Here is a 12,311-nt window from a genome sequence, read left to right on the forward strand (position 1 = left end):
GATGAGCAAAGTCAGTGTGCTGGTAGTGGATGACGCAACCTTTATTCGAGATCTGGTGAAAAAAGGTTTGCGTGATCATTTCCCCGGCATCCAGATCGAAGAAGCGGTCAATGGACGCAAGGCCCAGCAGTTGCTGGGCAAGCAGGCTGTCGACCTGATCCTTTGCGATTGGGAAATGCCAGAGATGTCTGGCCTTGAGCTGCTTACCTGGTGTCGTGGGCATGATACCCACAAGATTACCCCCTTCATCATGGTCACCAGCCGCGGCGACAAGGAAAACGTCGTCCAGGCTATTCAGGCCGGCGTTTCCGATTTTATCGGCAAGCCCTTTTCCAGCGAGCAGCTGATTACCAAGGTCAAAAAGGCCCTCAGTCGTGCAGGCAAATTGCAGGCGCTGATGGCCAGCGCGCCGCCAAAGATGCTGAGCACCGGTGGCTTTGCCAATGACTCTTTGTCGGCGTTGACAGGCGGCAAGGCTGACGTAGTCAAGCCGGCAGCCCCTGAAGTCAAAGCTGCTGCTGCATTTGCGGCCAAACCGGCAAGCAAGGCGGCCTCCAGCAAAGTACCCACTGGCCGTGGGCAAGGGCAACTTCGACTGCCCGGCGGGGGGGCGATGGCGTGTGTCATCAAGGCGCTGAGCCTCAAGGAAGCGTTGTTGGTGGTAAAACGCACGGATGTACTGCCGCAGGTTCTGGAGAGTGCCGTACTCGACCTGGAGCAGGGTGACGCCGCAGAAACGGCGCGTCTCAACGGCTATCTGCATGCCGTTGCTGCTTTCGAGCCAAAGCCTGATAGTGAATGGCTCCAGCTGACGTTCAAGTTCGTTGATCGCGATCCGCAGAAGCTCGATTACATTTCCCGCCTGATTGCCCGTGGTACGGCGCAGAAGCATTTCAGCCCAGGCGCGTGAGTGCTGATTCTGCAGTGGCCTGCGAGATGGCTCACAACCCTTGTGTGCCGGTTCGCATGGCCATTGATCGGCTGCTAATCTGAATGCTCCGGACAGACCCATCACAAGATCCGAGTCGTTATGCTAGGGCGCCTGATACTTTTCTGCAGTGTGTTGACTCTTGCCAGCCAGGCAATGGCGTTGACGATTTACAAGTACACCGATGCCAACGGCGTGGTCACCTACACCGATAAGGCGACGGCCGGCGCCCAGGTGTTCGTATTTCGTGACCGTATGGTTGAGCGCCTGGACCACCAGGTGAAGTTGGAGACCAAGAAGCACGAGGCAGGAGAGACCCTTCTGGTGCGTAATGACCTGCACGCTCCGGTGCAGGTCGAGTTGCGCCTGGAAGGTCTGGACAATGTCAGCGGCGTTCCCGACACACCGATCAATTGGGTACTGCCGCCGCGTAGCAATATCCGTTTGGCGACCCTGGCTGCGCGCGATGCCAGTAAACCCATGCGCTATACCCCCAAACTGCGTTATGCCATGGGTGATCCGCGCCTGCTACCGACGCAACAGAACTATCCGCTGCCGTGGCGCGGCGGTCCATTTCGGCTGACCCAGGGGGCTAACGGCAAATACAGCCACTTCACCCCAAAGGGCCGCTATGCCGTGGACATTGCCATGCCGGAGGGTACGCCGATTGTTGCAGCGCGCAGCGGTGTGGTGGTGAAAACTGAGAACCGGCAGAGCGGCCGTGGCAATAACCCATCTGGTAACTATGTGCGTATCCTGCATGACGACGGCACCATGGGCGTTTACCTGCACCTTATGCAAGGCTCGGTGGCAGTCAGTGAAGGTACTCATGTCGCCGCCGGCGCCTTTTTGGCGCGCTCCGGCAATACCGGTAATAGCACGGGTCCGCACCTGCACTTCGTGGTGCAACGCAATGTCGGCCTGGCATTGGAGTCGATACCCTTTGATTTTTCTCAGCCGGTTAACAGCCTGCCGAATTTTGCGGTGGGCGGCGAGTAATACCTAGACCGGGTGCGGTCTAGGCGAGGTCATCAATCCAGCTTCAGCACCTTGGCCAGCACGATTTTCGGGCCCTTCATCTTCTTCACGATGATGCGCAGGCCGTCGACTTCCAGTACTTCTTCTTCCTCGGGCATGCGCTTGAGCGTGTCGTAGATCAGTCCGGCGAGGGTTTCCGCTTCGACGTGATCGAGGTCGACGCCGAGCAGGCGTTCGACCTTGGCCAATGGTGTGTCGCCGCGTACCAGCAGTTTGCCTGGCTGATAGGCGAGGATGCCGCGTTCGGCCTTGCGGTGTTCGTCCTGAATATCGCCAACCAGGGCTTCCAGCACGTCTTCCATGGTCAGGTAGCCGATCACTTTGCCATCGGCTTCTTCTACCAGGGCGAAGTGCGAACCGCCGATGCGGAATTGTTCCAGCAGGCTGGACAGCGGCATATGCCGGCCAACCCGTTCGATCGGGTGCATCAGCTCGGCGAGTTTCAGCGCCGAAGGCAGCATTTCCAGCAGAGACAGGTGCAGCAGCAGGTCCTTGATATGCAAGACGCCAACGTATTCGCCGCTGGTGTCGTCATAGATCGGGTAACGGCTGTACTTGTGCCGGCGGAACACGCTGAACACCTCATCCAGCGCCGCCGTCAGCGGTAGCGACACCAAGTCCTCGCGGGAGTTGGCCCAGTCCACCACTTCCAATTCGCCCAGCTCCACCGCTGAGGCCAGCACACGCATGTCCTGGTCACTGGGGTCGCTGGCGCGGCTGGAGTGGAGGATCAGCTTGAGTTCGTCGCGGCTGTAGTGGTGCTCATGATGCGGCCCCGGCTCGCCCTGACCGGCGATGCGCAGAATGGCATTGGCACTGGCGTTGAGCAGGAAGATCGCCGGGTACATGGCCCAGTAGAACAGGTACAGCGGCGCGGCCGTCCACAGCGACAGCAGTTCCGGTTTGCGGATCGCCCAGGACTTGGGCGCCAGCTCGCCGATCACGATGTGCAGGTAGGAAATGATGAAAAATGCGGTGAAGAAGGCGATGCCATGCACCAGCTTTGGCGATTCGATGCCAATGGCCCCGAGCAGCGGTTCCAGCAGGTGGGCGAAGGCCGGCTCACCGACCCAGCCGAGGCCCAGCGAGGCCAGGGTGATACCCAGCTGACAGGCTGACAGGTAGGCATCGAGTTGGTTGTGAACAGTGCGCAGGATATGCCCGCGCCAGCCGTTCTTGGCGGCCAGGGCATCCACCTTGGTGGCGCGCAGTTTGACGATGGCAAACTCGGCGGCCACGAAGAAGCCGTTGAGCAGCACCAGAAACAGGGCGAAGAGGACAAGGCCGAAATCGGCAAAATAGCTGTTGGCGACGTAACTCGTGGAGGGGTCCATACGGGGTTCGGGTAGTGAATGACCGCTAAAGGGTGGAGCTTGCCAGCCCGCTTTGCAAGTAGAACGCGGCTACTGGCCGCGTCTGACAACCTGTTGATCGGGGAAGTGGCAAGTAAAGGTGCTGCCTTTACCCAGACTGCTGACGATATCCAGCCGCGCGCGGTGGCGCAGCAGCACATGCTTGACGATGGCCAGGCCAAGTCCGGTGCCGCCGGTGTTGCTGGCGCGGCTGGAGTCGACCCGATAGAAACGCTCGGTCAGGCGCGGCAGGTGCTTGGCTTCGATGCCCAGGCCGCTGTCTTGCACGCTGAGGTGCGCACCCTGTTCGTCGCCCCACCAGCGAATCTTGATGTCGCCTTCATCCGGGGTGTATTTCACGGCGTTGAACACCAGGTTGGAGAAGGCGCTGCGCAGCTCCGTCTCGCTGCCTTTGAGCTTGAGGTGCGGGTCCGCTTCCAGGCTGATGCGGTGATGCCGTTCGCCAGACAGCGCCTGGGCATCGTTCTTGATGCTCAGCAGGAGCAGATCGACGGCCACCGGCTGGTTGTCCGAGGGGTAGTCGGTGGCTTCCAGTTTGGCCAGCAACAGCAGGTCGTTGAGCAGGTTCTGCATGCGCCCGCCTTGCTGCTGCATTTGTTGCAGGGCACGCAGCCAGCGCGGATTTACGTCTTCAACATTATCCAGCAGGGTTTCCAGGTAGCCGCTGATCACCGTCAACGGCGTGCGCAGTTCGTGGGACACGTTGGCGACGAAGTCTTTGCGCATCTGCTCTAGCTGGAACAGCCGGGTAATGTCGCGCACCAGCATCAGGTGTTCGCGGTTGCCGTACTGGGTGATGTGGAATTGCAGGCGCAGGCGGTCGCTGACCGGCGAGGGCAGCTCCAGTGGCTCGTTGTAGTTGTGGCCTTCGAAGTACTCGATAAAGCGCGGATCGCGTACCAGATTGGTGATCTGCTGGCCGCTGTCCTGTGGGGTTTTCAGGCCCAGCAGCTTTTCCGCCGCGATGTTCCACCATTCCAGGTTGCCGTCGCGATCAAGCATGATCACCGCATCTTTCAGCGCAGCGGTGGACTCCTGCACGCGGTCGATCACGGCCTGCAGACGGCCACGGACTTTCTGGTCGCGACGCTGCAGGTGGTAGATGTTGTCAAACACTTCGCCCCACAGGCCGTAGCCATCGGGCGGCGCTTCGTCACCCTGGCGGGTGCGTAGCCATTTGTGCAGGCGCAGCAGTTGTTGCAGATGCCAGCCGAGATAGCCCGCCAGGCCGAGAAGCAGAGTCCAGGCATATTCGCCGGTGATCAGCCCGAGCAGCAGGCAGACACCGACCAGTAGCAACAAGCGACGTATCAGGGGGGCGCGCCAGTCTTGATTCAATTCGAGCTCATCCGCCAATCAATCCTTTATGCAGACCCACGCTGGGTCTGCGGGCCATCCTAACCGTATTAGCTCTTGGTGGAAAAACGATAGCCGGTGCCACGCACGGTTTGCACCAGGTTTTCGTAAACCTCGCCGAGGGCTTTACGCAGGCGACGGATATGCACATCGACGGTGCGCTCCTCGACATACACATTGCCGCCCCAGACCTGGTCGAGCAACTGGCCACGGGTGTAGGCACGCTCCTGGTGGGTCATGAAGAATTGCAGCAGGCGGTATTCGGTCGGGCCCATTTCGGCCGGTTTGCCGTCGATGGTGACGCGGTGGCTGACCGGGTCAAGCAGCAGGCCGCCGACTTCGATTGGGCCTTCACTGTCGGTTGGGCCGGCGCGGCGCAGCACGGCCTTGAGGCGAGCGACCAGTTCGCGTGGCGAGAACGGCTTGGTGATGTAGTCGTCGGCGCCGACTTCCAGGCCCTGGATCTTGTTGTCCTCTTCGCCCTTGGCGGTGAGCATGATGATCGGGATGTCGCCGGTCAGCTCATCGCGCTTGAGGCGGCGCGCCAGCTCGATGCCGCTGGTGCCGGGGAGCATCCAGTCGAGCAGGATCAGATCGGGTTTTCGGTCGACGATGATGGCATGTGCCTGCTGGGTATTCTCCGCTTCCAGACACTCGTAGCCGGCCATTTCCAGGGCCACGGCGATCATTTCACGGATCGGTGCTTCGTCATCGACGATCAGGATGTTCTTGCCAACCATGGGTCAAGCCTCGGGTCATCTCGCTGTAATGGGCTGCATTAGATAACGGAATTATTGCAGCGATATGACAGGTGCGCGGCAGCGCTTCTTTCTACGCGCGCAAGGCATAGTCGAGCACCAGGCCGATAAAGATTGCCAGTCCGGCCCAATGGTTGTGTAGAAAGGCGTTGAAGCAGGCCATCGGCTTGCGGTTTCGGGTTTTGTGAAACTCCCAGGCAAAGCAGCCGGCGGCTGCCAGCAGGCCGAGATGGAAGTACAGGCCCAGCTCGAAGCGCGCCGCCGCCAGCAGCAGGCAGAGCAGTGCCAGGCCCTGGAGGATGACGATGATCAGGCGGTCGGCATCGCCGAACAGAATGGCGGTTGACTTCACCCCAATCTTCATATCGTCCTCGCGGTCGGCCATGGCGTAGTAGGTGTCGTAGGCCACGGTCCACAGCAGGTTAGCGATATACAGCAGCCAGGCTTCCGGCGGAAGGCTGCCGGTTTCGGCGGTAAAGGCCATCGGCATGCCCCAGGAGAATGCCGCGCCCAACACCACCTGCGGGTAGAAAGTGTAGCGTTTCATAAAGGGGTAGCAGGCCGCCAGGGCCAGGCCGCCGAAGGACAGCCAGATGGTGGTGGCGTTGGTAAACAGCACCAGGACGAAGCTCAGCGCTACCAGCGCGGCGAATAGGATCAGCGCCTCACGCGGCTTGATCCTGCCACTGGCCAGCGGCCGAGCCTTGGTGCGGCTGACATGGCCGTCGAAGTTGCGGTCGGCGTAGTCGTTGATCACGCAGCCGGCGGCGCGCATCAGAATTACCCCGAACACGAAGATCAGCAGGTTCTTCACGCTCGGCACGCCTTCTGCCGCGACCCACAGCGCCCACAACGTCGGCCACAGCAGCAGGTAGATGCCGATGGGTTTGTCCAGGCGCATTAGCTGGATAAAGTCCCAGGCGCGTGGATGCAGGCGATTGAGTGAATGCAGCAGGCGGGTATACATCGAGCGCGTCTCCATGCGAAGTGCGACTGATTATACGGGGGAAGGCGGCAGTGGATAGCGAAGGGACGTCGGTAGGGTGGATGATGCTTCACCCATCCACCCTACGGCGTGTCGATCTCGGCGGCCTGCCAGAACGTGGGGAGGAAGACCTCGGCCACCAACACGCCCAACGCGCCACGGCTAAAGCATGAACGCCGCGCCCACAGGCGCTCGCTACAGGTTTCCGCTGGCAGCCACTGCGCCGGGTAGCGGCATACCTGAAATTCACCGCGATCAAAGGCGCGGTCGCTGAACAGCAACTCACCCAGCGAACGACTGCCGAGTTGGTCCAGCGCCAAGCCGGAGCCTTCCAGGGCGCTGCGTGCCGCCACGCTGCGGGCGAATACCCACGGCTGGCCGTGGCCGCGCAGGTACACCTCGCGCACCCAGCCCTGGCTGCCGTTGGCCACGCCCAGCGCGTTGCATTCATCGCTGCGCAGGCGCTGCCAGCCTTCCTGCAATGGGGTTACGCTGAAGCCATTGGCTGAAAGAGCCGTCAGGCGTCGTGTCAGCGAATCTTCGTTGAACAGCCAATCACGCACCGCCAGCGCGGGCGCGGGGTGCAGTTGGCTGACAGTCAGCCAGCGCGGCGGATGGGCAAGGGCGGCGTGGGGCACGAACAGGTTTCACTTGAACTAAGGCGCGCGAGTCTAGCATGCCGCCTGGGGTCAAGCAGGTGCAGCGCATCCGCAGCAGGCGGGCACAACCCGACTTTGGTTGGCGCTATGGGCACGCTATTCATCGCCCGGCGGCTTGGCGCACCTGCGCATATACGGTAGTTTCCCCGGCGCAATAGCCGTGTGATCCGCCAGAGGTAGTTATGAAGAAGTGGCAATGTGTAGTCTGTGGACTGATTTACGACGAAAGCCAGGGCTGGCCTGATGAGGGCATCGCCGCCGGTACGGCGTGGCAGGATGTTCCGGAAGACTGGCTGTGCCCTGACTGTGGCGTGGGTAAGCTGGATTTCGAAATGATCGAAATCGGTTGAGTCCACGCTTTGGCAAGCGGCGACCTGCGGGTCGCCGTTTTGTTTAGTGAGCCCATACTGAATACCCCGAACAAGCTGAATTAAGCGGCGAGGTGGTTATGCGTAAGTGGCAGTGTGTGGTGTGCGGTTTTATCTATGACGAAGCCCTCGGCCTGCCCGAGGAAGGCATCGCCCCCGGCACGGCCTGGGAAGATGTTCCCGCCGATTGGCTGTGCCCCGATTGCGGCGTCGGCAAGCTGGATTTCGAGATGATCGAGATCGTCTGAGCCGCGTCAGCCCTGAAATCTATTGTGGCCGCCGCAGTGCGCGGCCTGTGTGAGGAATGCAACATGAGTGCACCTGTCGTCATCGTCGGCACCGGCCTGGCCGGCTACAACCTGGCCCGTGAATTTCGCAAGCTGGACAGCGAGACTCCGCTGCTGCTGATTACCGCTGACGACGGTCGCTCGTACTCCAAGCCGATGCTGTCCACCGGGTTTGCCAAGAACAAGGACGCTGATGGTCTGAGCATGGCTGAGCCGGGTGCCATGGCTGAACAGCTCAAGGCGGAAATTCGCACCCATACCCGCATTAGCGGCATCGATCCCGGCCACAGGCAGCTGTGGATCGGTGAAGAGGCTGTGCCGTACCGCGATCTGGTGCTGGCCTGGGGGGCCGAGGTGATTCGCGTACCCGTCGAAGGTGATGCCGACAATGCGATCTTCTCGATCAATGATCTGGAGGATTACGCGCGGTTTCGCCGTGCCGCTGCAGGCAAGCAACGCGTTCTGCTGCTGGGCGCTGGGCTGATCGGTTGTGAGTTTGCCAATGACCTGAGTCTGGGCGGTTATCAGGTCGAGCTGGTCGCACCCTGCGAGCAGGTGATGCCCGGCCTGCTGCACCCAGCGGCCGCTGCCGCGGTTCAAGGCGGTCTGGAAGGGCTGGGTGCGCGCTTTCACCTCGGTCCGGTGCTGGCCAGCCTTAATCACAACGGCGATGCACTGCAAGCGCACCTGTCCGACGGCACGCTGATTGAGTGCGATCTGGTGCTTTCGGCTGTGGGCCTGCGTCCGCGTATTGAGCTGGCGGCGGCTGCCGGGCTGGCGGTCAATCGCGGGGTGGTGGTCGACCGCCAGCTGCGCACCTCGCACGCCAATATCTACGCCCTGGGTGATTGCGCCGAGGTCGATGGTATCAACCTGCTCTACGTTATGCCGCTGATGACCAGCGCCCGTGCACTGGCGCAAACCCTGGCCGGTACCCCCACGGCAGTCAGCTACGGGCCGATGCCGGTGACGGTAAAAACCCCGGTCTGTCCGCTGGTGGTATCACCGCCACCGCGCGGCCTGCAAGGCGAGTGGAGCGTTGAGGGCAGTGGCGCTGACATCAAGGCGCTGTGCCATGACAGCAGCGGCGCGCTGCTCGGTTATGCGCTCACCGGTACGGCCGTGCAGGATAAATTGGCCCTGAATAAGCTGTTGCCCGTGCTTTTGGCTTGATTGGCGGTCGTTCTGTCGGATTTACCGTATTTTTGCCTGGTTTAACTGTCGGACAAGACTGGCGCGGGACCTATCGGCATGCCATTCTCCCTTAGTCTGCCGCAGCCTAGAGCTGTTGCGGCGCCTTGGTATCTGCTCGCGCAGAGCAGCCCGGACACAACAACAAAAAACCGTAAAGAGGCATTTATGCGTAAACCGGAACTCGCCGCCGCTATCGCCGATAAGGCGGATCTGACTAAAGATCAGGCAAACCGTGTACTTAACGCGGTACTCGAAGAAATCACCAGCGCCCTGAACCGCAAGGACAGCGTTACCCTGGTGGGCTTCGGTACTTTCGTGCAACGCCACCGCGGTGCTCGCACCGGTAAAAACCCGCAAACCGGTGAGCCAGTAAAGATCAAGGCCAGCAACACCGTCGCCTTCAAACCGGGTAAATCCCTGAAAGACGCGGTCAACTGAGTCCTCAGGCCTGGGGCTTTTGGCCCCAGGCTGCACCACCCCGGCGAGCATGTTCATGCCCTTCTTTCAGCCGGATGTAGTCCCCGTCGCAAACCGCTACAATGCGCCGCCTTTTCCCTACCCTTTGCGAGGCCTCGCGCATGAAATTCCGTTTTCTTCTTTGGATGCTGGGCCGTCTGATGGCCAAGGCCAGTCGCGAAAACCCGGCGTTCCAACAGCAATTAGTCGACCGCGATATGGCCTTCCAGCTGCATACCCTGGATGGCAAAGTCGCCCGCCATTTCATCGTCAAAGACCAGCGCATCACCAGCAAGCGTGGCCCGGCTACTGAGCCTGCCTTCGCCCTTGGCTTCAAGGATGCTGCCTACGGCTTCGCCACCATGAGTGCGAAAAACAAGCAGTTGGCGTTTATGCAGGGCATTCAGAACAAGGACATCCAGATCCAAGGTAACCCGGCGTTGGTGATCTGGTTCCAGGGCCTGACCAAATACCTGATGCCGAAAAAGAAAGACGCCAGCAAAAAAGCCGCCTGATACTCAGCAGTGCGTGCCAGGGCTGGCCTGCGCGCACTGCATTCGCTAGGCTGGACATAGCCCTAGTGAGAGTTTGCCCATGCGTTTGCTGCTGAGTGCCCTGCTGTTTTTTACCTCCCTTGCCCATGCCGCGCCCCCCAAAGCCGAAGCCTTTGCGCCGTTATTCGAGCTGGCCGGTATCCGTCTGCTGTGCGAGCAGAGCGCGCCGCTGTTGCAGCGTGGTCTTAGCGATAAACAGCAAGCGCAGTTGGCCAAGGTGTTTGCCGCCGATGCTCTGTGTCTCGACTTGGCCAAGAAATTGACTGGCAAGCTCGATCAAGCTCAGCTGGAACAGGCCAGGAGCCTGTTGGAAAGTCCACTGGCAAAAGACTTTACCGCTGCCGAGCGCTCTGTGGGAGAGAATGGGGCAGAGGATCTGGCAGCCTATCGTAAACAACTGGGCTCGCGGCCGCCGCGTGAGGAGCGTCTGGCACTGGTGCGGCGCCTGGATGCCGCCGCACACACCACCACCCTGGCCACCCTGTTGCGCTATGAAGTCGGCAAGACTCAGGCGTTTCTGGCCTTGCAGGGCCGTGGTGAAAGCATTGACGAGCAAGCCCTTGGTACTCAGACCAAGGCTCAGGAGGATGCGTTGCGTACCTCCAGCGCCCAAGCGGTCGAGTCTTTTATGCTTTATGCCTACCGGCAGATGCCCAGCGAAAAACTGGCGGAATATGCCGCGCTGTATGAGCAGCCAGCCGTTGCTCAACTGCTCGACAGCAGCGTACAGATTCTGCCCGAGTTGTTCGCCGCACGACGTGCGCAACTTAAGAAGTAATCATTCGACTGAAACGATAAGGGGCCTTTAGGCCCCTTATCGTTATCAGCAGCTTTAGTGTGGCGGATGGAATTGCGCGGCCAGTTCGCGCAGGGCAACCTCGGCGGCCAGCACCTTGCTCACCGCTTCCTCGGCTTTTTCGCGGCTGATGCCAAGGTTGTCGAACAGGCTCTGTGGAATGTCACTCTGTGGTCCGGCACCAATGCCGCGGTTGCGTAACAGGCTGACCGACAGGCACACCAGGTTCGGGTAGACCGCGTGCGCACCGGTGTATTCCGGGTCGTGCTGGAAGCGCAGGGCGCTGGCCAGTTCTTCCGGCATATCCCAGTAACGCATCAGCCAGGCGCCAATCTGCTCGCGGCTGATGCCGAGCAAATGCTGTTCGATATAGCTGGAAGGCAGGTGCGGATTGACCTCCAGGTGTCGGCAGATCAGCGAGAAATGCGGCGGAAAGACGTGCGCCAGCACCAGATAGCCGAAGTTGTGCAGCAGGCCAGCCAGGTAGGTCAGGCCGGCTTCAGGGCGCTGCGCGCGTGGGATAGCACGGGTCAGACCTTCGATCACGGCGGCGCTGTAGATCGCCTGTTGCCAGTAAGGCGTGGCGTGTTGCGGCTGGTCTTTGGGCAAGCTCAGAGTTTTGCCCAAGGCTAGGCCAAGGGCCAGGTTGATTACCAGATCAAAACCCAGTACCCGAACAATGGCATCTTCCACTGAACGGATCTTGCCGGGGGCGGCGTAGTAGGGCGAGGCCGCCCAGCTGACCACTTGCGCGGCGAGTGCCGGGTCAGTTTCCACCACGCCGGTGATGTCGTCTACCGTGGCGTCTGGGTCAACCCGCAGCTTGATGATCTTCTGTGCTGTTTCTGGCAATGGCGGGATTTCGATGGTTTCTTCCAGGCGCTGCTGGATGCGCCGGGCGGTAAAGGCATGCACCGCTTGGGTGATTTCGGCGCGGTCGTCATCCGGGCGGTCAAGGTTCAGGCGGATATTGCTCAGCGGTTCACCAAAGCGTGCAGCACTGGCCTTGCTCAATAAGCTTTTGAACGCATCGATGGTCAGCTCCAGCAAGACACCCGGCTGGCCAGACTCGATAAACAGACTCGGCACCTGCAGCAGGCGTTCGTCATACAGACAGGGCGAGCTGGTTAGCGGCGGCAGCCCAGGCAGAACCTTCAGGTCATGCTTACCCAGCATGCGCTCCAGGCGCTCTGGCTTAACCGCTGTCAGCTGGCGGCCGGTCAGTTCGGTCAGGCGATTGAGATCAAGCAGCTGGTTTTGCGGATAGAGCACCAGCAGCGCGCCAACAGCGTCATCAAGCAGCACTGCCTGCAAGCGCTGGGCGCTGGGCAGGCCAGGTTGTTCATACCGGATTTGGCAGGCCAGACCCAGTTTTTCCAGCAATTGCATAATCACCGCAGGTGGTTGCGTGGCGGTGTTGGGAGCAAGGGCAAGTTCAGTCATGGCGGTATCCGGCAGAGGCGGCTTTGCCCAAGTATAAACAGCAGACTCGTAAAAATGCGCTGCCGGCGACGGTTGTTCTGCGAGTCCGCGCCGTTTCAGGCGCATCTGCCGACGAA

14 protein-coding genes are annotated in these 12,311 nt (G+C 60.6%); 8 read left to right on the forward strand and 6 right to left on the reverse strand.

Translation table 11 applies throughout. The features are described from left to right. The first annotated feature begins 1 nt into the window (after nt 1). Nucleotides 2-910, forward strand: coding sequence for a response regulator (locus DBR00_RS03460; RefSeq protein WP_108489161.1), 909 nt, complete (start codon nt 2-4; stop codon nt 908-910). A 120-nt stretch (nt 911-1,030) separates the two neighbouring features. Further along, nucleotides 1,031-1,927: a peptidoglycan DD-metalloendopeptidase family protein gene (locus tag DBR00_RS03465; protein ID WP_108489160.1), complete on the forward strand. Its 897-nt coding sequence runs from the start codon at nt 1,031-1,033 to the stop codon at nt 1,925-1,927. A 32-nt stretch (nt 1,928-1,959) separates the two neighbouring features. On the opposite strand, the gene DBR00_RS03470 is transcribed toward DBR00_RS03465, so the two are convergent. The 5 genes from DBR00_RS03470 to DBR00_RS03490 form a co-directional block, all read right to left on the reverse strand. Beyond that, the gene (locus DBR00_RS03470; protein ID WP_108489159.1) at nt 1,960-3,300 is read right to left on the reverse strand and encodes a hemolysin family protein; all 1,341 of its coding nucleotides are present in this window, start codon (nt 3,298-3,300) and stop codon (nt 1,960-1,962) included. Between the two features lie 69 nt (nt 3,301-3,369). Continuing rightward, complete coding sequence (gene phoR / locus DBR00_RS03475) at nt 3,370-4,677, reverse strand: phosphate regulon sensor histidine kinase PhoR (RefSeq protein WP_108489175.1); 1,308 nt, start codon at nt 4,675-4,677, stop codon at nt 3,370-3,372. A gap of 68 nt (nt 4,678-4,745) precedes the next feature. Beyond that, nucleotides 4,746-5,435, reverse strand: coding sequence for a phosphate regulon transcriptional regulator PhoB (phoB, locus tag DBR00_RS03480; protein ID WP_090379663.1), 690 nt, complete (start codon nt 5,433-5,435; stop codon nt 4,746-4,748). A 91-nt stretch (nt 5,436-5,526) separates the two neighbouring features. Then, nucleotides 5,527-6,420 (reverse strand): 4-hydroxybenzoate octaprenyltransferase, encoded by an 894-nt coding sequence (ubiA, locus tag DBR00_RS03485; protein WP_108489158.1) that lies wholly within the window; start codon nt 6,418-6,420, stop codon nt 5,527-5,529. Between the two features lie 101 nt (nt 6,421-6,521). Then, nucleotides 6,522-7,076, reverse strand: a complete 555-nt coding sequence (locus tag DBR00_RS03490; RefSeq protein ID WP_108489157.1) for a chorismate lyase — start codon at nt 7,074-7,076, stop codon at nt 6,522-6,524. Between the two features lie 203 nt (nt 7,077-7,279). On the opposite strand from DBR00_RS03490, the gene DBR00_RS03495 reads away from it, so the two are divergent. The 6 genes from DBR00_RS03495 to DBR00_RS03520 all read left to right on the forward strand — a co-directional run bounded on the left by DBR00_RS03495 (nt 7,280) and on the right by DBR00_RS03520 (nt 10,734). Then, nucleotides 7,280-7,447 (forward strand): rubredoxin, encoded by a 168-nt coding sequence (locus tag DBR00_RS03495; RefSeq protein WP_108489156.1) that lies wholly within the window; start codon nt 7,280-7,282, stop codon nt 7,445-7,447. 98 nt (nt 7,448-7,545) lie between these two features. Beyond that, complete coding sequence (locus DBR00_RS03500; protein ID WP_108489155.1) at nt 7,546-7,713, forward strand: rubredoxin; 168 nt, start codon at nt 7,546-7,548, stop codon at nt 7,711-7,713. Between the two features lie 63 nt (nt 7,714-7,776). Next, nucleotides 7,777-8,925 (forward strand): NAD(P)/FAD-dependent oxidoreductase, encoded by a 1,149-nt coding sequence (locus tag DBR00_RS03505; RefSeq protein ID WP_108489154.1) that lies wholly within the window; start codon nt 7,777-7,779, stop codon nt 8,923-8,925. A 186-nt stretch (nt 8,926-9,111) separates the two neighbouring features. Next, nucleotides 9,112-9,384: an HU family DNA-binding protein gene (locus DBR00_RS03510; RefSeq protein WP_108489153.1), complete on the forward strand. Its 273-nt coding sequence runs from the start codon at nt 9,112-9,114 to the stop codon at nt 9,382-9,384. A 140-nt stretch (nt 9,385-9,524) separates the two neighbouring features. Beyond that, a complete protein-coding gene (locus DBR00_RS03515; RefSeq protein WP_108489152.1) occupies nt 9,525-9,917 on the forward strand; it encodes a helicase in 393 nt (130 codons plus the stop codon). Nucleotides 9,918-9,996: 79 nt separating this feature from the next. After that, nucleotides 9,997-10,734 carry a hypothetical protein gene (locus tag DBR00_RS03520; protein ID WP_108489151.1) on the forward strand — a complete coding sequence of 246 codons (738 nt, stop codon included), beginning with the start codon at nt 9,997-9,999 and terminating at the stop codon, nt 10,732-10,734. 54 nt (nt 10,735-10,788) lie between these two features. Here the strand turns inward: DBR00_RS03520 and DBR00_RS03525 are convergent, their stop codons facing one another. Further along, entirely contained in the window at nt 10,789-12,195 is a 1,407-nt protein-coding gene (locus DBR00_RS03525) for an aminoacyl-tRNA deacylase and HDOD domain-containing protein (protein ID WP_108489150.1), read from the reverse strand. Nucleotides 12,196-12,311 lie beyond the last annotated feature (116 nt).

The sequence above is a fragment of the Pseudomonas sp. HMWF032 genome (assembly GCF_003060885.1).
Lineage (GTDB): Bacteria > Pseudomonadota > Gammaproteobacteria > Pseudomonadales > Pseudomonadaceae > Aquipseudomonas.